The 18,060-nt window shown below is 72.1% G+C and carries 20 protein-coding genes; 7 read left to right on the top strand and 13 right to left on the bottom strand.

From position 1 onward, the window contains the following. Position 1: 1 nt before the first annotated feature. The 3 genes from ACS3YM_RS05170 to hrcA are packed head-to-tail and all read right to left on the bottom strand — an operon-like array spanning position 2 to position 2,925. Positions 2-742: a 16S rRNA (uracil(1498)-N(3))-methyltransferase gene (locus tag ACS3YM_RS05170; RefSeq protein WP_439939010.1), complete on the bottom strand. Its 741-nt coding sequence runs from the start codon at positions 740-742 to the stop codon at positions 2-4. Between the two features lie 3 nt (positions 743-745). After that, positions 746-1,906: a molecular chaperone DnaJ gene (gene dnaJ, locus ACS3YM_RS05165; RefSeq protein ID WP_439939009.1), complete on the bottom strand. Its 1,161-nt coding sequence runs from the start codon at positions 1,904-1,906 to the stop codon at positions 746-748. Then, positions 1,903-2,925, bottom strand: a complete 1,023-nt coding sequence (gene hrcA / locus ACS3YM_RS05160) for a heat-inducible transcriptional repressor HrcA (protein WP_439939008.1) — start codon at positions 2,923-2,925, stop codon at positions 1,903-1,905. The genes dnaJ and hrcA overlap by 4 nt, the downstream gene beginning before the upstream one ends. 75 nt (positions 2,926-3,000) lie before the next feature. Here hrcA and ACS3YM_RS05155 point away from each other — a divergent pair, with 75 nt between their 5' ends. Both ACS3YM_RS05155 and ACS3YM_RS05150 read left to right on the top strand, forming a co-directional pair. After that, on the top strand, positions 3,001-3,864 hold the full coding sequence (locus ACS3YM_RS05155; RefSeq protein WP_439939007.1) for an MBL fold metallo-hydrolase: 864 nt from the start codon (positions 3,001-3,003) through the stop codon (positions 3,862-3,864). Between the two features lie 58 nt (positions 3,865-3,922). Then, entirely contained in the window at positions 3,923-4,324 is a 402-nt protein-coding gene (locus tag ACS3YM_RS05150) for a hypothetical protein (RefSeq protein WP_439939006.1), read from the top strand. On the opposite strand, the gene ACS3YM_RS05145 is transcribed toward ACS3YM_RS05150, so the two are convergent. After that, positions 4,325-4,540 carry a hypothetical protein gene (locus ACS3YM_RS05145; RefSeq protein WP_439939005.1) on the bottom strand — a complete coding sequence of 72 codons (216 nt, stop codon included), beginning with the start codon at positions 4,538-4,540 and terminating at the stop codon, positions 4,325-4,327. Positions 4,541-4,585: 45 nt separating this feature from the next. Here ACS3YM_RS05145 and ACS3YM_RS05140 point away from each other — a divergent pair, with 45 nt between their 5' ends. Further along, positions 4,586-5,434, top strand: a complete 849-nt coding sequence (locus tag ACS3YM_RS05140; protein ID WP_439939004.1) for a DUF3097 domain-containing protein — start codon at positions 4,586-4,588, stop codon at positions 5,432-5,434. 124 nt (positions 5,435-5,558) lie between these two features. Here ACS3YM_RS05140 and ACS3YM_RS05135 read toward each other — a convergent pair whose 3' ends face one another. The 4 genes from ACS3YM_RS05135 to ACS3YM_RS05120 form a co-directional block, all read right to left on the bottom strand. After that, complete coding sequence (locus tag ACS3YM_RS05135) at positions 5,559-5,861, bottom strand: GIY-YIG nuclease family protein (protein ID WP_439939002.1); 303 nt, start codon at positions 5,859-5,861, stop codon at positions 5,559-5,561. Between the two features lie 134 nt (positions 5,862-5,995). Then, the gene (hemW, locus tag ACS3YM_RS05130; RefSeq protein ID WP_439939001.1) at positions 5,996-7,213 is read right to left on the bottom strand and encodes a radical SAM family heme chaperone HemW; all 1,218 of its coding nucleotides are present in this window, start codon (positions 7,211-7,213) and stop codon (positions 5,996-5,998) included. A 76-nt stretch (positions 7,214-7,289) separates the two neighbouring features. Further along, entirely contained in the window at positions 7,290-9,110 is a 1,821-nt protein-coding gene (locus tag ACS3YM_RS05125) for an AMP-dependent synthetase/ligase (RefSeq protein WP_439939000.1), read from the bottom strand. A 161-nt stretch (positions 9,111-9,271) separates the two neighbouring features. Continuing rightward, the gene (locus tag ACS3YM_RS05120) at positions 9,272-10,204 is read right to left on the bottom strand and encodes an aminoglycoside phosphotransferase family protein (RefSeq protein WP_439938999.1); all 933 of its coding nucleotides are present in this window, start codon (positions 10,202-10,204) and stop codon (positions 9,272-9,274) included. Between the two features lie 23 nt (positions 10,205-10,227). Here ACS3YM_RS05120 and ACS3YM_RS05115 point away from each other — a divergent pair, with 23 nt between their 5' ends. Beyond that, positions 10,228-10,689 (top strand): XdhC family protein, encoded by a 462-nt coding sequence (locus ACS3YM_RS05115; RefSeq protein WP_439938998.1) that lies wholly within the window; start codon positions 10,228-10,230, stop codon positions 10,687-10,689. A 177-nt stretch (positions 10,690-10,866) separates the two neighbouring features. Here ACS3YM_RS05115 and ACS3YM_RS05110 read toward each other — a convergent pair whose 3' ends face one another. Genes ACS3YM_RS05110 through ACS3YM_RS05100 form a run of 3 tightly spaced genes read right to left on the bottom strand, consistent with a single transcriptional unit; the run spans position 10,867 to position 13,662 of the window. Then, on the bottom strand, positions 10,867-11,310 hold the full coding sequence (locus ACS3YM_RS05110; RefSeq protein WP_439938997.1) for a HutD family protein: 444 nt from the start codon (positions 11,308-11,310) through the stop codon (positions 10,867-10,869). Beyond that, positions 11,307-13,181, bottom strand: coding sequence for a translation elongation factor 4 (lepA, locus tag ACS3YM_RS05105; RefSeq protein WP_439938996.1), 1,875 nt, complete (start codon positions 13,179-13,181; stop codon positions 11,307-11,309). The genes ACS3YM_RS05110 and lepA overlap by 4 nt, the downstream gene beginning before the upstream one ends. 34 nt (positions 13,182-13,215) lie before the next feature. After that, positions 13,216-13,662, bottom strand: coding sequence for a hypothetical protein (locus ACS3YM_RS05100; RefSeq protein WP_439938995.1), 447 nt, complete (start codon positions 13,660-13,662; stop codon positions 13,216-13,218). 33 nt (positions 13,663-13,695) lie between these two features. Between ACS3YM_RS05100 and ACS3YM_RS05095 the strand changes: the two genes are divergently transcribed. Further along, positions 13,696-14,616, top strand: coding sequence for a DMT family transporter (locus ACS3YM_RS05095; protein WP_439938994.1), 921 nt, complete (start codon positions 13,696-13,698; stop codon positions 14,614-14,616). On the opposite strand, the gene ACS3YM_RS05090 is transcribed toward ACS3YM_RS05095, so the two are convergent. Then, positions 14,595-15,122 (bottom strand): GNAT family N-acetyltransferase, encoded by a 528-nt coding sequence (locus ACS3YM_RS05090; protein ID WP_439938993.1) that lies wholly within the window; start codon positions 15,120-15,122, stop codon positions 14,595-14,597. The genes ACS3YM_RS05095 and ACS3YM_RS05090 overlap by 22 nt on opposite strands. A gap of 14 nt (positions 15,123-15,136) precedes the next feature. Beyond that, positions 15,137-15,934, bottom strand: a complete 798-nt coding sequence (locus ACS3YM_RS05085; protein ID WP_439938992.1) for a maleylpyruvate isomerase family mycothiol-dependent enzyme — start codon at positions 15,932-15,934, stop codon at positions 15,137-15,139. 103 nt (positions 15,935-16,037) lie between these two features. On the opposite strand from ACS3YM_RS05085, the gene ACS3YM_RS05080 reads away from it, so the two are divergent. Continuing rightward, positions 16,038-17,012, top strand: a complete 975-nt coding sequence (locus ACS3YM_RS05080) for a phosphotransferase family protein (protein ID WP_439938991.1) — start codon at positions 16,038-16,040, stop codon at positions 17,010-17,012. Next, positions 17,009-17,953 carry a hypothetical protein gene (locus ACS3YM_RS05075; protein WP_439938989.1) on the top strand — a complete coding sequence of 315 codons (945 nt, stop codon included), beginning with the start codon at positions 17,009-17,011 and terminating at the stop codon, positions 17,951-17,953. The genes ACS3YM_RS05080 and ACS3YM_RS05075 overlap by 4 nt, the downstream gene beginning before the upstream one ends. Positions 17,954-18,060: the final 107 nt, after the last annotated feature.

Here is an 18,060-nt window from a genome sequence, read left to right as displayed (position 1 = left end):
CTCAGGCCCAGCGGCCCGTGCGCGCGAGCAGGGCGGCGACCGCGACGACGCCGGCGGTCGACGTCCGCAGCACCTCGGCACCCAGTCGTACGCTCCGTGCCCCTGCCTCGGCCAGGGCCGACAGCTCCTCGGGTGCGATCCCGCCCTCCGGTCCCACGACGACGACGATCCGGCCCGTCGTCGGCACGTCGACCGCGCTGAGCGGGGCGGTCGCGTCCTCGTGCAGCACGACAGCCAGGTCGGCCTCGGCCACCAGGGCGGCGAGGTCGGCGGTCGTCGCCAGCGGCGTGACGGTCGGCAGCCAGGACCGTCGCGACTGCTTCGCCGCCTCCCGGGCGGTGGCCTGCCACTTCGCGTGGGACTTCGCGGCGCGCTCGCCCTTCCAGACCGCGACCGACCGCGCGGCCGCCCACGGCACGATGCGGTCGACGCCGACCTCGGTCAGCACCTCGACGGCGAGCTCGCCCCGCTCGCCCTTGGGCAGCGCCTGCACGACGGTGATCGCCGGCTCGGGCCGCGGGTCCGTGGTCACCGACGCGACCGACACCTCGAAGACGCGCTTGCCGGTCGACGCGACGGTCCCGGTGACCGAGGTCCCGAGGCCGTCGGTCAGGACGACCTGCTCACCCTCACGCAACCGACGTACGGCGACGGCGTGGTGCGCCTCGTCGCCGGTGACCTCGACGACCGACCCCGGTGCGACTCCGTCCAGCGCGTCGACGAGGTGGACCGGCAGCGACACGGGTCAGCCCTGGAAGGCGTCGCGGAGCCGGCCGAACATCGACTTGTGCGGCGCCTCGACCTGGCCGTCCGGGGTCTCCTCGCCGCGGATCGCGGCCAGCTCGCGCAGCAGCTCCTCCTGCCGCGGGTCGAGCCGGGTCGGGGTGTCGACGGAGATGCTGACGACCAGGTCGCCGCGACCCCCGCGCAGGCTCGGCACGCCGAAGCCGCGGATCACCTGCTCGCTGCCCGACTGGGTGCCGGGGCGGATCTCGAGGTCGTAGGTCGTGGCGGTGCCGGAGTCCGCCGACGCGACGTCGGCCTCGAGCAGCGGCAGGGTGAGCTGGGTGCCGAGGGCGGCGGCCGTCATCGGCAGCGAGATCGTGGTGTGCAGGTCGCTGCCGTGGCGGGTGAAGGTCTTGTGGGGCTCGACGTGGATCTCGACGTAGAGGTCACCGGCGGGCCCGCCGCCGGGTCCGACCTCGCCCTGCCCGGAGAGCTGGACGCGGGTGCCGTGGTCGACGCCCGCGGGGATCTTGACCGTCAGCGTGCGACGCGAGCGGACCCGGCCGTCGCCGGAGCACTCCCGGCAGGGTTCGGGGATGATCGATCCGTAGCCGCGGCAGGCCGCGCACGGGCGCAGCGTGCGGATCTCGCCGAGGAACGAGCGCTGCACCACGGCGACCTCGCCCTGGCCGTGGCAGGTCTCGCAGGTGATCGGCGAGGTGCCCGGTGCGGTGCCCTGGCCCTCGCACGCCTCACAGGTGAGCGCCGTGTCGACCTTGATCTCGCGGGTCACGCCGAACGCCGCCTCGGCGAGCGTGACGTCGAGACGGATCAGGGCGTCCTGGCCGCGCCGCGCACGCGATCGCGGTCCGCGCGAGGCAGACCCGCCGGCGCCGCCGCCACCGAAGAACGCGTCCATGATGTCGGTGAACGAGAAGCCCTGGCCGGCACCGCCGAAGCCCTGGCTGAACGCGTCGCCGCCCCGGTCGTACGCCGCCCGCTTGCCGGGGTCGCTCAGCACCTCGTAGGCGCGGGAGACGTCCTTGAAGCGCTCCTGCGTCTCCGGGTCCGGGTTGACGTCGGGGTGGAGCTGTCGGGCCAGCTTGCGGTAGGCCTTCTTGATCTCGTCGGCGCTGGCATCACGGGAGATGCCGAGGATCTCGTAGGGGTCCTGTGTCACTGGTTTCCTTCATCGAGGATCCGCGAGACGTAGCGCGCGACGGCGCGCACGGCTGCCATGGATCCGGGGTAGTCCATACGGGTCGGGCCGACCACGCCCAGGGAACCGAGGTGGTTCTCGAGCGGGCCGTAGCCGGTCGCCACGACGCTGGTCGCGGCGAGCTCGGTGTAGGGGCCTTCGTGGCCGATGCGCACGGTGACCGCGTCGGCACCCGACTCCCCCAGCAGCTTGAGCAGCACGACGTGCTCCTCGAGCGCCTCCAGGAGCGGCCGGACCGCGGTGTCGAAGTCGCCGTAGCGGGCGAGGTTGGCGGTGCCGCTCACCGCGACCCGCTCGTCGCTGCGGTGGTCGGACATCGCCTCGGCGAGGACGCCGACGACGGTGCGGGTGGTGTCAGCCTGCTCCGGGCGCACGACGTCGGGCAGGTCGCCGAGCGCCGACGCCGCGGCGGCGATCTGGACGCCGGCGCTGACCTGGTTGACCGCGACCCGCAGCTCGGCGAGGTCGGCGTCGGCCAGCGGCGCGTCCAGCTCGACCAGACGCTGCTCGACGCGGCCGGTGCTCAGGATCAGGATCAGCATCAGCCGGGTGGGCGTCAGCGCGACGAGCTCGACGTGGCGGACCGTGGAGCGCGAGAGCGTGGGGTACTGCACGATCGCGACCTGCCGGGTGAGCTGGCTCAGCAGCCGCACCGACTTCTGCACCACGTCGTCGAGGTCGACGGCGCCGTCGAGCAGGGTGGAGATCGCACGCCGCTCGGCCACGCTCATCGGCTTGAGCGTGGTGAGCTTGTCGACGAACAGGCGGTAGCCCTTGTCGGTCGGCACCCGCCCGGCGCTGGTGTGCGGCTGGTGGATGTAGCCCTCGTCCTCCAGCGCGGCCATGTCGTTGCGCACGGTCGCCGGGGACACGCCCAGCCCGTGGCGCTCGACGAGCGCCTTCGAGCCGACCGGCTCCTCGGTGGCGACGTAGTCCTCCACGATCGCGCGCAGCACGTCGAGCTTGCGGTCGTCGACCATGGAACCTCCTTCGTCGGCTCTGGCACTCGATTCACCTGAGTGCCAAGACTACTAGGAGTCCGTAGGCTCCCGGGCATGCCCGACACCACTCCCCGGTTCACCGAGGTCGCCCCGCGGGTCTGGGTGGCGCACTACGACTGGATGCACGTCAACATCACCCTCGTCGGCGGCACGGACGGGCTGCTCATGGTGGACACCCACGGCTCGGCCGCGGAGGCGCGCGTCGTGGCCGACGACGTACGCCGCCTCGGCGCCGGGCCGCTGACCGGACTCGTCAACACCCACGAGCACTGGGACCACCACTTCGGCAACGCCACCATGGTCGAGCAGTTCGGCGACATACCGGTCCACGCCACCGAGTGGGCGCGCGACCACATCGAGGAGTCGGCCCGCCACACCTTCGAGAAGTACGAGCAGGCCACCGACCACCCGCGTCGCGAGGAGATCCTCGCGACCACGTTGCACCTGCCGACCCACACCTTCTCCTCCGCCGTCCAGCTCGACCTCGGCGACCGGGCGGTCGAGCTGATCCACCCGGGCCGCGGGCACACCTCGGGCGACCTCGTCGTACGCGTCCCGGACGCCGACGTCGTCATCGCCGGGGACCTCGTCGAGGAGTCGGACCCGCCGTTCATCGGCGACGACTCCTGGCCCCTGGAGTGGCCGACCACGCTCGACCTCGTGATGGGTCTGATGACCGACGCCACCGTGGTCGTGCCCGGCCATGGCGTGGTCGTCGACCGGGAGTTCGTCCAGGACCAGCGCGTCGAGCTCGGGGTGGTCGCCGAGACGATCCGCGACCTCGCCTCTCGCGGCGTGCCGCAGTCCGAGGCGCTCGCCCAGGGCGAGTGGCCGTGGGACCGCGAGCTCCTCGAGAGCGCCGTGCGCCTCGGCTACGAGCACCTGCCCCGCAGCCAGAAGCGGCTGCCGCTCATCTGAGGCCCGCCCACCCCGAGGGGGCTGGACGCGGCCGCCGGAGCCTCGGTAGGACTGGGTGATGAGCGAGAACACCGAGCCCCAGACCGAGTCCGCCGCCGACCAGGGCCAGTCCACCGAGCCCCCGCAGGCCTCGAGCGGCACCAGCCCCGCGGACTCGGACCACTCCGGCGACTCCGCGTCCCCCGACTCCGCCACCATCGGCGGCATCTCCGACGACCAGCTCCCCGAGGACCTGCAGCCGGGAGAGGACAACCCGCTCGCCGAGCCGCTCGACCCCGACGACGAGGCGACCAAGAGCCGCGAGGAGCTCGAGATGGACGCCACCCAGGAGGACCTGGGCAACGACGACGGCGCCAGCCAGGCTCCCGACCAGCAGGGCGACGACGTCACCGGCGGTGGAGCAGGCCAGGCCACCGAGGAGCCCGACGCGTCCACCGAGGACACCTCGTCCGACGACTGATCAGCGGGTCTGGGCGAGCCAGTAGAAGAAGCCGACGAACGTCCCGGCCATGAAGAGGATGATCCCCGCCGAGACACCCAGGTCGATCCACAGCGGGAGGCGGACCGGTCGGAAGACACCGTCCTCCTCGCCCTGCTCGCGCCGCAGCAGCGCGCCGAGCCGACCGAACCACGACGACGCCGTGCGTTGACGTGCTGATTCCGCGCGCGTGCTCACGGCGTGCCCCCCGAGATCTCGTGACTGGCCGCCTAACGTAGACCAGTGGCTCTCGACAGATACGGAACTGACGTCCTTTCGGGTGACTGGCGCGCCCCGCGCAACGGCCGCGCCGTCGAGGTGCCGACCGAGATCGGCATGGTGGTCGAGGAGGTCACGACCGACTGGTGCGGCGAGGTCGTCGCCTGCGACCGCGACATCGACACGCTGACGCTCGAGGACCGGCGCGGGAAGCGTCGTACGTTCCCCCTCGGCCCCGGCTTCCTGCTCGAGGGCAAGCCCGTGATCCTCACCCGTCCGGTCCGCTCCGGCGCACCCGCCGCACCCACCCGTACGGCGTCGGGCTCGGTCGCCGTGCCCACGACGCGCGCCCGCGTGGCGCGCGCGAGCCGCATCTTCGTCGAGGGCCGCCACGACGCAGAGCTCGTCGAGAAGGTCTGGGGCGACGACCTGCGGGTCGAGGGCGTCGTGGTCGAGTTCCTCGGCGGCGTCGACGACCTCGCCGACCACCTGCGCGACTTCAAGCCCGGGCCGCAGCGCCGCGTCGGTGTCCTCGTCGACCACCTGGTCCCGGGCTCGAAGGAGGCGCGGATCGCCCAGGGCATCGCCCGCTCCCCCATCGGCAAGCACGTCCTCGTCGTCGGCCACCCCTTCATCGACGTGTGGCAGGCGGTCAAGCCCGACCGCCTCGGCATCCCGCGCTGGCCGGCGGTGCCCAAGGGCATCGACTGGAAGACCGGCACCTGCCAGCAGCTCGGCTGGCCCCACCGCGACCAGGCCGACATCGCCCGCGCCTGGAAGCACATCCTCGGCCGGGTCACCTCCTACGCCGACCTCGAGCCGGCCCTCCTCGGTCGCGTCGAGGAGCTCATCGACTTCACGACGCTTCCCTGAGCGACTGTCTCGCCCATCGATGGCTGAGGTACGAGGAGCGCCGCCCCCTCGATGGTTGAGGTGCGAGGAGCGCCAGCGACGAGCCTCGAAACCCCTCGGTCGGCGTAGGGGCTGAACGGGCACCTCAACCGCCGGCTCTCGGGCTGCCACCCCGGCGCGAGGACAGCCCAGGAAGCAGCTCGAAGTCGCCACGGATCAGCGCCTCGCGCTTCCTCCTGCCCCAGCCCTGGATCTGCTTCTCGAGGCTGAATGCCTCACCGACGTGCTCGACCTCGGCGTGCCACACCAACGTGACCGGACGCCTGGTGCGCGTGTAGGCGCTTCCGTCCCTGTCCGAGTTGTGCTGGAACAGGCGCAGCTCCAGACTCCGCGTGCTGCCGACGTAGTAGGAGCTGTCGGAGCAGCGGAGCATGTAGACGAAGGGCATTCATCGATCGTCCGACGACCCGGCACTGGTCCGCGAGGGGGTGGTCGAGATCTGTGGAGGGTTTCGAGGCTCGCTCCGCTCGCACCTCAACCACCGAGGGCTGGGCTCGCGCCTCGACCGACGGGCGCGCTGGCTCAGTCCACGAGGTCGCGGACCACGGCGTCGGCGAGGAGCCGGCCGCGCTGGGTGAGGACGAGGCGCTCGGCGACGAGCTCCACGAGGCCCTCGGAGACCAGGCGTGCGACGTGGGAGCGACCGGTGGCCTCGAGCACGGAGACGGGCAGGCCCTCGACGAGGCGGATCTCGAGCAGGATCCGCTCGACCTTCTGGTCGCGGAAGCCGAGCACCTCCCGGGCCAGGGCCGGGGAGACGCCGCGCGCGAGCCGTTCGGCGTACGCCGCCGGGTGCTTGACGTTCCACCAGCGCACGCCGCCGACGTGGGAGTGGGCTCCGGGGCCGACGCCCCACCAGTGGCCGCCCGTCCAGTAGATGAGGTTGTGCCGGCACCAGTGGTCGGGCGAGGTCGCCCAGTTGGACACCTCGTACCAGCGCATCCCGGCGGCGGAGAACCGCTCGTCGGCGAGGTGGTACTTGTCGGCCAGGTCGTCCTCGTCGGGCATCGGCAGCTCGCCGCGGGCCACCTGGCGCCCCATGGCCGTGCCCTCCTCGACGATGAGGGAGTAGGCCGAGACGTGGTCGGGCTCGCAGGCCAGCGCGGCGTCGACGGAGGTCTCCCAGTCGGTGAGCGACTCCCCCGGCGTGCCGTAGATCAGGTCGAGGCTGACGTCGTCGAAGCCCGCCCGGCGGGCCCAGTCGACCGCGGCGGGCACCCGCATCGGGTCGTGGGTGCGGTCCAGGGTGCGCAGCACGTGGTCGACGGCTGACTGCATGCCGAAGCTGATCCGGTTGAAGCCCGCGGTCCGCAGCTCCTCGAGGTCCCACGCCGCCACGCTGTCGGGGTTGGCCTCGGTGGTGATCTCGACGTCGTCCGCCAACCCGAACTCGGCGGCGGCGCTCGCGACGATCGCGCCGAGGTCGGCGGGCTTCAGGAGGGTCGGCGTGCCGCCGCCGAAGAAGATCGTCTCGATCGGCACGTCGCGGTGGCCCAGGACCTGCCGGGCGAAGCGGATCTCGCGGATGGCCGCCTCGGCGTACGACGAGCGGCTCGCGCCGACCTCGTCGCCGAGCTCGAGGGCGGTGTAGGTGTTGAAGTCGCAGTAGCCGCAGCGGACGCTGCAGAACGGCACGTGCACGTAGAGGCCGAAGGGCTTGCTGCCGAGCTCCGCCCACGCCTCGTCGGGCAGCAGGCCGTCCTCGGGCGCGACGTCGCCGTCGGGTTGAGCGGGGGGCACGCCGGTATCCAACCACGCCGGGAATGCCGGACGGGTGCCAGCGGTCTCCCACCGGCACCCGTCGGACGAGAAGCGACTAGGCGTACATCTCGTCGATGAGCGCCTGGTTGTTGTCCTGGACCACGTTGCGCTTGACCTTCATCGACGGGGTGAGCTCGCCCGACTCGACCGTGAGGTCGTGGTCGAGGAGCTTCCACTTCTTGATGGTCTCCCAGCGGTTGAGGTGGCTGTTGAGCTCGTCGACGTAGTCGCCGACCATCTTCTGCACCTCGTCGGACCGGACGATCTCGGTGTAGGACTTGCCGCCCATGCCGTTCTCCTCGGCCCAGCCGGCCATGGCGTCCGGGTCGAGGGTGACGAGGGCGACGCAGTAGTTGCGCTCGTCGCCGAACACCATGAACTGGCTGGCGTAGGGGCACACGGCCTTGAACTTCGACTCGATCGCCGGCGGGGCGATGTACTTGCCGCCGGAGGTCTTGAAGAGCTCCTTGATCCGGCCGGTGATGACGAGGTGGCCGTCCTCGTCGACCGCGCCCTTGTCGCCGGTCCGCAGCCAGCCGTCGGAGGTCAGCGTCTTCGCGGTCTCCTCGGGGAGGTTGTGGTAGCCGTCCATGACGCCGGGACCCTTGATCATGATCTCGTCGTTGTCGCCGAGCTTGACCTCGCTGCCGGGGAAGACCGGGCCGACCGTGCCGAACTTGTTCTGGTCGGGGTGGTTGACGAACGAGCCGGCCGAGGTCTCGGTGAGGCCGTAGCCCTCGAGGATCTTGATGCCGGCCGCGCCGAACCACTCGGCGATGTCGCGGTTGAGAGCCGCGGCACCGGAGATGAAGAAGCGCACGTTTCCGCCGAAGCGGTCGCGGATCTTGCTGAAGACCAGCTTGTCGAACAGCCCGTGCTGGACCTTGAGGCCCAGCGGCACGGACTTGCCCTCGCGCTTGAGCCGCTCGACCTCGAGGCCGACCTTGAAGGCGTTCTTGAAGATCTTCTCCTTGGCGCCACCCTCGGCTGCCTGCATGGTGACGATGCGACCGTGCGCCTTCTCGAAGATGCGCGGTGCAGCTCCCATGAAGGTGGGCTTCACGACGCCCAGGTTGTCGACGATCTTCTCGACCCGACCGTCGATGGCGGCCGCGAAGCCGCACGCCATCTGGGTCGACATGAGCACCTTGCCGAACGAGTGCGCCATCGGCAGCCAGCGGAACTCGAGGTCGTCGGGACCGAGGATCCCCTGCGCGCGGATCGCCTCGCCCTCGTAGACCCAGGACGAGTGGCGCAGCCGCACGCCCTTGGGGCGCCCCGTCGTGCCGGAGGTGTAGATCAAGGTGGCCAGCTGGTCGGGACGGATCGCCTGCGACGTCTTGCGCACGACGTCGGGCTCCGCGGCGAGCTTCTCCGCACCCAGAGCAGCGAGGTCGTCCAGGCTCATGACCCAGTCCCCGTCGCCCTGGCCGTCGAAGATGACGACCTTGTCGACGTGGGGCAGCTCGGCGCGGTGCGCGGTGAGCTTGGCGAGCTGCTCGGCGTCCTCGACGAAGACGACCCGGCTCTCGGAGTCACCCAGGATGTACGTCGTGTCCTCGGCGTTGGTGCTCGGGTAGACCGTGGTGGTGGCGCCGGCGGCACACATGATCGCGAGGTCGGCGAGGATCCACTCGTAGCGGGTGCCCGAGGCGATGCCGACGCGCTGCTCGGGCTCGACGCCCAGCGCGATCAGGCCCGCGGCGAGCGCCTCGACCTTGTCCCCGGCCTGCTTCCAGGTGACCGACTCCCAGGCCTCGCCGCGCGGGAAGCGGAAGGCCTCGCTGTCGGGCGACGCGGCGACGCGGTCGAAGAACTGGACGGCCACGTTGGCCGGCATCGTGTCGAGAAAGGCCGTGTCGACAGTGATCGGCATCTGTTACCTACTCATTCGTCGGAGCGTGACGCGGCCGCGTCACACAGCGGGGGTTGCGCTGACTTGGGCTGTAACCTAGATCACTGTGTTTACCGGGTGGTAGCAAACGCGCCATTTGTCCGGGACACGGACGCAGGTTGCGACTTTGGGTTGATGTGCATTCAGTCCTGGACGGCCTTGGTGATGGCGATGCAGCCGGTGATCCAGTCCTGCTCGTCCGCGCTGAGGCCTCGGCCTGCGCGACGGGCGTCCTGCACGGCCCAGCCGGCGTTCAGCACCATCCGCACCACCACCCAGTCCCTGGCCCGTGCCTCGTCGAGGCCCGCCGCGTCGACGATCGCGTGGAAGCGCCGGCGCAGCCCGTCGCGCACGGAGCCCACCGCCAGGGGGCCGCTGAGCTCGTCCATCCGGTTCCACAACATCGGTGCGGGCTCGTAGTGCGGGTCGCCGGCCATCGGCTTGGGGTCGATCGCGAGCCACTCCCCCATCTCGTCGGCCATCACGTTGGCATAGTGCAGGTCGCCGTGCACGACCACCGGTGCGGTCCCGTCCGCCAGCAGGTCGGGACCGATCGACAGCGCCTGCTCGACGTAGCGGCGCGGGACCGGGATGTCGCGGCCCAGCTCGTCGAGCTCGCGCAGCCACGTCTCGACGTACGACGCGACGGTGGCCAGCTGCGGCAGGGCGGGCACGTGCAGCCGTCCGTAGAGGCCGGCCACGGTCTCGCACGCCTCGACGTCCCAGACGTCGCCGAGGTCCGGCCCGGGCAGCCAGTCCAGCAGCAGCGCGCGGCGCCGCGGGTCGGCCCGGCGCAGGCGCACCGCGCCCTGCCCGCCCCAGCGCTGCAACGCCAGTCCCTCGTGGAGCGACTCCTCGTCCCCGTCGAAGCTGACCTTGAGCGCGCCGCGCACGCCGTCGGCGTCGTCGACAGGCACGACGATCGAGCAGAAGCCGTGGAGCGGCTCGGCCGTGGGCGTCAGGTGCCACTCGTCGAGCAGGGTCGCGGTCAGCTGTGGGAGACGGTCCAACCAGACGGCCCAGTCGGCGCCGAGCGCTCCCTGGGCGAGGAGTCCGGACGGGATGGTGACGGGCACCCGGCGAGCCTAGGGTGAGGTGCATGAGCGGCATCAGCGAGCGTCAGCAGCCGTGGTCGGACGTGCAGGCGGAGCACGGCCGGATCCTGGTCCTCAGCGACAACCCGATCTCCCGGGCCATCGCGGTGATCGCCTCGACGGCCGGTCGCACCGTGCTCGTCGAGTCGGCCGACGACGGCGGGCCGGGCCTGGCGCCCGGCCCGGGTGACGCCGTGGTGCTCTGCGACCACGACGCCCCGGACGCACCGGCGGTGCTGCGGGCGGCGCTCGCCTCGGAGGCGTCGTACGTCGCCATGATGGCGAGCCGCGGACGCGCGGCGGCGCTCCTCGACGAGCTCGACGCCGAGGGTGTCGACGTCACCGCCCTGCACGTGCCGGCGGGGCACGACCTCGGCGGCAAGGCCCCCGGGGAGATCGCCCTCTCGGTGGTGGCGGAGATCGTCGCCGAGTCCTACGCCCGCCGCGGCGGTCCGATGCGGGGCTGAGACGTGGCGCTGTCCTGGGACGACCTCGCTGCCGACCTGCCGGACGACCCGGCCGGCCGGGTCCGCGAGGCGCCGCCCGCTGGAGGTCGTGTGGTTCGCCGGGACCCGCCGGCCCCGCAGGGCCGAGCTCGAGGAGCCGGTGGCCGCGTGGGAGGCCGCCCTCGTGGGAGCAGTCGCTCAGCTGACCCGCTCGAGCGTGACCACCGCGACGGTGCAGCGCCCGGAGACCTCGCCCGGCCCGGAGAGCAGGCGGCCCGCCTCGGCGCCCTTCACGACGTACGCCGCCTGGTCGTCGGCGAGCGGGAGGACCGAGGACCGGCCCAGCTCGAGCACCGTCACGAAGGGCGACACGACCTCGGGGTCGACGACCACGTCGAGCGCCCGCACGGCACCCTCGGGGACCGAGGCCACGACATCGGCGTCGCCGGAGAAGTCGAACGGGCGCTGCGGCTCGACCACGTGGGTCTCGCCGTCGACCTCCAGCCCGAGCACCGTCCCCTCGACGAGGGTCAGCAGCCGGCGTCGCCCGGCGAACCTGGCGAGCGGGCCGTCACGGTCGATGTCGGCCAGGCTGATCCGCCACGACCCGTCACCGGCGCGCGCGAGGTCCCGCTCGCTCACTTCTTGCCGGACTTCTCCGCCGGCTGCGTCGTGGAGAGCGCAGCGACGAAGGCCTCGGGCGGCACCTCGACCGAGCCGATGTTCTTCATCCGCTTCTTGCCCGCCTTCTGCTTCTCCAGCAGCTTGCGCTTGCGGCTGATGTCACCGCCGTAGCACTTGGCGAGCACGTCCTTGCGGATCGCGCGGATGGTCTCGCGGGCGATGACGCGCGCGCCGATGGCGGCCTGGATCGGCACCTCGAACTGCTGGCGCGGGATGAGGTCCTTCAGCTTGCCGGCCATCATCACGCCGTAGGAGTAGGCGGCCTCGCGGTGCACGATCGCGCTGAACGCGTCGACCGGCTCGCCCTGGAGCAGGATGTCGACCTTGACCAGGTCGGCGGCCTGCTCGCCGGAGCGCTCGTAGTCGAGGGAGGCGTAGCCCTTGGTGCGCGACTTGAGCTGGTCGAAGAAGTCGAAGACGATCTCGCCCATCGGCAGGGTGTAGCGCATCTCGACGCGGTCCTCGGAGAGGTAGTCCATCCCCTGCAGGTTGCCCCGCTTGAGCTGGCAGAGCTCCATGATCGTGCCGATGTAGTCGGACGGCGCGAGGATCGTCGCCTTCACGACCGGCTCGCGGACCTCGGCGACCTTGCCGTCGGGGTACTCGCTCGGGTTGGTCACCACGTGCTCGGTGCCGTCGTCCATCACGACGCCGTAGACCACGTTGGGAGCGGTCGAGATCAGGTCGAGGTTGAACTCGCGCTCGAGCCGGTCGCGGGTGATCTCCATGTGGAGCAGTCCCAGGAAGCCGCAGCGGAAGCCGAAGCCGAGGGCGCCGGACGTCTCGGGCTCGTAGGTCAGCGCAGCGTCGTTGAGCTGGAGCTTCTCCAGGGCGTCGCGCAGGGTCGGGTAGTCGTCTCCGTCGATCGGGTAGAGACCGGCGTAGACCATCGGGTTGGGGTGCTTGTAGCCGCCGAGCGACTCGGTGGCCCCGTGGTGCTGGGAGGTGACGGTGTCACCCACGCGGGACTGGCGCACGTCCTTCACACCGGTGATCAGGTAGCCGACCTCGCCGACGCCGATCTCCCGCGCCTTGACCGGCTCGGGACTGATCACGCCGACCTCGAGCATCTCGTGGACCGCGTTGGTCGACATCATCTTGATCCGGTCGCGGTGGCTGAGCTTGCCGTCGACGACCCGGACGTAGGTGACCACGCCGCGATAGGTGTCGTAGACGGAGTCGAAGATCAGCGCGCGGGCCGGGGCGTCCGCGTCACCGACCGGGGGCGGGGTCTGCTTGACGATCTCGTTGAGCAGCGCCTCGACGCCGACACCGGTCTTGGCGCTGGTGAGCAGCACCTCCTCGGGCTCGCAGCCGACCAGGCCGGCCAGCTCGGCGGCGTACTTCTCGACGTTGGCGCTGGGCAGGTCGATCTTGTTGAGCACCGGGATGATGTGGAGGTCGGCGCCCATGGCGAGGTAGAGGTTGGCCAGCGTCTGGGCCTCGATGCCCTGCGCGGCGTCGACGAGCAGGACGGCGGCCTCGCAGGCCTCGAGGCTGCGCGAGACCTCGTAGGTGAAGTCGACGTGTCCGGGGGTGTCGATCATGTTGAGGACGTAGGTGCCGGGCTCGGCGTCCTCGGCGTTGCCGTCGGGCACGGTCCACGGCATCCGCACGGCCTGGCTCTTGATCGTGATCCCGCGCTCGCGCTCGATGTCCATGCGGTCGAGGTACTGCGCACGCGAGGCCCGCTCGTCGACCACGCCGGTCAGCTGGAGCATGCGGTCAGCCAGGGTCGACTTGCCGTGGTCGATGTGCGCGATGATGCAGAAGTTGCGGATGATCGACGGGTCGGTCGAGCCAGGCTGGGGCGCGTTCTTGAGGCTCACGGACTGCTTTCGGGAGTACGACGTCTGGGTCGGGTCATTCTTCCACGCGGGACCGGCCTCGCCGAACCGACGACAGGTTGCGCCGGAGGAGGTCGACCAGCAGCGCGAGGAGGAAGACGCCCCACGTCATCAGCACGAGCGAGCCGACGACGTAGACGACCAGGACCACGGCCATCGGGTCGCTGTGCCCGTCGAGGAGCCAGAGGACGAACCCGGCGAGCACGAGCGTGGGCACGACCGGGACCGCCCAGGACAGCCACCGCCACGCCGTACCGACGGTGCGCCCCCGTGCTGCGGTGGTGCCGGCCGAGAGCGCGAGCACGAGGAGGGCCGGGGCCGTGACGATCGCGCCGCCGCCGGGCAGCAGCAGGCCGACCGCGAGCAGTGTGGCACCGACGAGCCAGAGGCGCCGGAGCGCGGTCGTCACTCCCGGCCAGCCCCCGGCCTGCCCCTCCACCTGCCCGTCCGGCTGCCCCTCCATCTGCCCTCCCTGGCCGGACGCTAGCGTGCCGTGGTGACCTCCCGGACCGAATCGGCGCGACACCTGCCCCTGGTCCCGGCGGCCGCGTTCGTGCTGGTCTGGTCCTCCGGCTACATCTCCGGGCCGGCCGCCGTCCACGCCGCAGCGCCGTTCACCGTCCTCGGCTGGCGCTTCGTCATCGCCGCCATCCTCGGCGCCGTGCTCGCCCTCGCGCTGCGCCGGCCCACCCGGATGGACCGGGCCACCCTGGGTCGGGTGGCCGCGGTCGGCTTCGTGATGAACGCGGTCCAGTTCGGCCTGATGTACGTCGCCTTCGACCTCGGCCTCGGCGCCACGCTCGCCTCGCTCTTCCACGCCCTCAGCCCCGTGCTCACCGCGCTGCTGGCAGCCGCGATCCTGGGCGAGCGGGTCTCGCGGCTCCAGGTCGTGGGCTTCCTGGTGGGCGTGGTCGGCGTCCTGCTGGTGCTGGGCTCGGACCTCGGGCACGCCGGCGGACCGGCAGCGGTGCTCATCGGCTGCCTGAGCATGCTCACCCTCAGCCTCGGCACGCTGGGCCAGCGCTGGATCGGCGCACAGCCGGACCTGCTCTGGTCGGCCGCCGTCCAGTTCGCGGTCTCGGCGCCCCCGCTGCTCCTGCTCGGCTGGACCACGGAGGGCGCGTGGCCGGTCACCGACGGCCGCCAGGCCGTCGTCGCCGTGCTCTTCCTCGCGGTCGTGAACTCGATCGTCGGCCTGGTGCTGCTGGCGCTGCTGGTGCTGCGCGGCGGGTCAGGCGCCGCGGCCAGCCTGTTCTTCCTCAGCCCGCCGGTCACGGCCGTGCTGGCCTGGGTGGTCCTCGACGAGACCCTGTCAGCCACCCAGCTGGTCGGGCTGGTCGTCGCGGTCGTCGGAGTCGGTGCGGCCACGCGGACCCGCACCCCTGCCCGCATACTTCAGGAGGTCGGCACCCAGTAGCGACGCTTGATGCCTCGTACGTCCTCGAGCGCGCCGCCGGCGTTCTCGATCACCCGGATGGACCCGACGTTGTCGTCGTCGCAGGTCACCAGCGCGGGACCGATCCCGAGGTCGCGCGCCCACGGCAGCGACTGCCGGAGCATCTCGGTGGCGTGGCCCTCGCGACGGCGGGTGGGACGCACGTCGTAGCCGATGTGGCCGCCCACCTCGAGGAGGAAGGCGGTGAGCCGGTGGCGGATCGCGATCCGGCCGAGGTAGTCGTCCCCGTCGACCCACCACAGCGTCGTGCACGGCACGTGCGCCTGGGGCCGCGGGGTCTCCTCCAGCGCGTCGGCCCGCACCGCCTCGCAGAAGGTCGCGAACACGTCGGGGTCCTGCCAGCCGGGGGCGTTGTACTCGATCCACGCGGCCGTCTGGCTGTTCTCGGCACCCTCGGCGACGAACTCCTCCATCGCCTCGAGGAAGGACTCACGGACGGACACGGTGGGCAGCACGAGCTCCGGCATGCCGCCATCCTTCCTCAGAAGACCACCCGCGCCGCACGCAGCCGGTCCGCCGCGGCCGCGTCGCCCTCGGTGGCGAGCACGCACTCGTCGGAGCGCCCGGACAGCAGCCGCATCAACGCGACGGCGTCCTCGGTGACGGTGGCGACCGGGTCGCCCTCCCCCACCGCCCAGCTGCCGGCGCCCCGACCCGTCAGCTCGAGGACGAAGGCGGGGCCGCGCCACTCCAGGTCGAGGTCGCGCACCACCTGGGCGACCACCTCGGCCTCGGCCGTCGAGGTCGGCAGGTCGACCCCGGTGGCGCGGTGCAGGTCGACCCGGTGCAGCCAGACGTCGCGCACGTAGACGACGTCGAGGAGGTACGAGAGCCGGGTGCCCGGACGGAGCCCGGCGAAGGCGGGCAGCGGGACCCGGCGCAGCAGCCCGGGCTGGCGGCGCCGGCCGTCCGGTGCACCGGCGGCCCACCGCCGCAGGTCCGCGGCCAGCTCGGCGTCGGAGAGACGTGCCCGGTCGGCGATCTGCGCGGCGCATAGCAGGTCCACCATCGCCCCGTCCCCGCGTCGTACGCCGTTGAGCGCGACGGCCTGGTGCCGGAGCATCACCGGCAGCCGGCAGGCCTCCTCGCAGGCGCCGGCGACGTGCGCGACCAGGTCGCGGACCCGCCACTCGGTGCAGTCGGTGGGGCGGTCCCAGTCGGGCGCCGAGAGCGCGTCGACCATCGCCACCAGCGCGGCGTACTCCGCGACGGCATGGGCGCGCGCGACGTCCGGGTCGGTCTGCGCGAGGTGCGCGGCGCGCGCAGCGGTGCGATCCATGACCCGATCGTGCTCCTCCCCCACGCACAGTCAAGCGGCCACCGAGGTGGTCCGGACCGATATCGGGTCGTGGTCACCGACGAGCGTGGGGAAGGATGCCGCCATGTCCCGGCCCGAGTCCCGTCCTGCGCCCGTCGCGCCCTACCCCGTCCCGCACGACAGGACGGCCCGGCGACTGGAGTGGCCCTTCCTGCCGCCCAACCTGCGGGCCTACATCGACCGCAAGTGCGGGTCACCCGTCGTCTCCGCGATCTCGCAGACGAGCGGCTTCACGCCGGGCTTCGCCTCCGTGCTGGTGTGCGAGGACGGCTCGCGCCACTTCGTGAAGGCGGCGTCGGTCAAGGCACAGCGCGCGTTCGCCGACTCCTACCGCGAGGAGGCCCGCAAGCTCGCCGCGCTGCCCCCGTCCGTCCCGGCCCCGCGGCTGCTGTGGCACCTCGACGACGACTGGGTGGTGCTCGGCATCGAGTACGTCGCCGCCCGCACGCCCCGGCGTCCGTGGCAGCACGACGACCTCGACGCCCTGCTCGACGCGCTCGAGCAGGCGGCCGACGCGCTGACCCCGCCTCCCGCCGGTCTGGACCTCGACACCGCCGAGGCCGACTTCGCGCCCCTCCTCGACGGCTGGCCCGGCATCCACGAGCGCCGCACCGACCTCGATCGCGCCCACCTCGCCGAGACCGAGGCACTGGCCCGGCGCTACGCCGAGGTCGTCGGCGGTGACACGCTCACGCACACCGACATCCGCTCCGACAACGTGCTCATCGACCCCGACGGGCGGGCGCTCATCTGCGACTGGAACTGGCCGGTGCTCGCGGCGTCGTGGTTCGACTCGTTCGCCGCCCTGATCGGCCCGCGCGGCGAGGGCATCGACGTGGACCGCGTCATCTCCGAGCGCCGCCTGCTCCGTGGCGTCGACCCCGAGGCGCTCGACATCAACCTGGCCCTCTATGTCGGCTACTTCCTCGCCCAGGCCGAGCTGCCCGTCCCGCCGAGCTCGCCGCACCTGCGCGAGCACCAGCGCTGGCAGGGCGACGTCTGCTGGGACTGGCTGGCCGAGCGCCGGGGCTGGTCGTGACGGCTCCCCGCGCCGTCGGCGTGCGCCTGCCGTACGCCGCCGTGCCCGCGGCCGTGCACGCGTGGGTCGAGCAGGAGCTGGGCTCCCCCGTCGTCGGCACGGTCGAGCAGGTCGGCGGCATGTCGCCCGGTTGCGCGACCCGGCTGACCTGCGCGGACGGGACCCGCGCCTTCGTCAAGGCCGTCGGCGCCGAGCTCAACCCGGACACGCCCGGACTGTTCCGGCGCGAGGCCGCCGTGCTCGCCCACCTCGGCGAGCACGCGCTCTGGGCGCGGATGCTGGCGTCGTACGACGACGGCGACTGGGTCGCACTGCTGATCGAGGACGTCGAGGGGCGCCACCCCGACTTCACCGACGCAGCGGAGCTCGAGGCGGTGCTCGACGGGGTCGACCGGCTCTCCGAGGTCCTCCAGGACCGGGACGTCCCGTCGTCGGTGGACCTCGTCGACGTCGCCCACCGCTTCCGGGTCTGGGCGGAGTCGCTCGCCACGCTCGCCGAGGCGCCGGAGGCCACGCCCGTCCCCGCGTGGCTGCGCGCGGACCCCGAGGGCTGGGCCGGCGTGCTGCGCGAGCAGGCCGCGCTCCCGATGCCCCACGTCGTGCACTGGGACATCCGCGTCGACAACCTGCTGCGCCGCCCCAGCGGGGAGGTCGTCTTCGTCGACTGGGGCACGGCGGCGCGCGGCCCCGCCTGGGCCGACCCGCTGCTGGCGCGGCTCGAGCGCGTCGACGAGCCGTGGTTCGACGCGTCGACCGCGTCCTCACCGGCCCTCACCGAGGCAGGCGACGAGGTCGTCACGGCGTTCCTGGCCGGGTTCGGCGCGCACCTCGCGGTGCGCTCGGTGGTCGCCGTCGACGTCAACCTGCCCACGCTCAACGATTTCCGCATCCGGGAGTCGCGTCGCATGCTGGAGGCCGTCGCCCGTCGCACCGGTCGGTGAGCCCGTTCCGTGCGCCCCAGGCGATTTGGGCGCGCGCGAGGCGTGACGGTAGAGTTCGGCACTGCATGTCCGGCACCCGACCCTCTCCATGATTCCAGGCAGGGGTT

Origin of the sequence: Nocardioides sp. N13(2025), assembly GCF_051912545.1 — a bacterium.
Taxonomy (GTDB): Bacteria; Actinomycetota; Actinomycetes; order Propionibacteriales; family Nocardioidaceae; genus Nocardioides.
The sequence above is the reverse complement of the archived record's forward strand: the minus strand, read 5'-3'. Positions and strand labels throughout refer to the sequence as shown.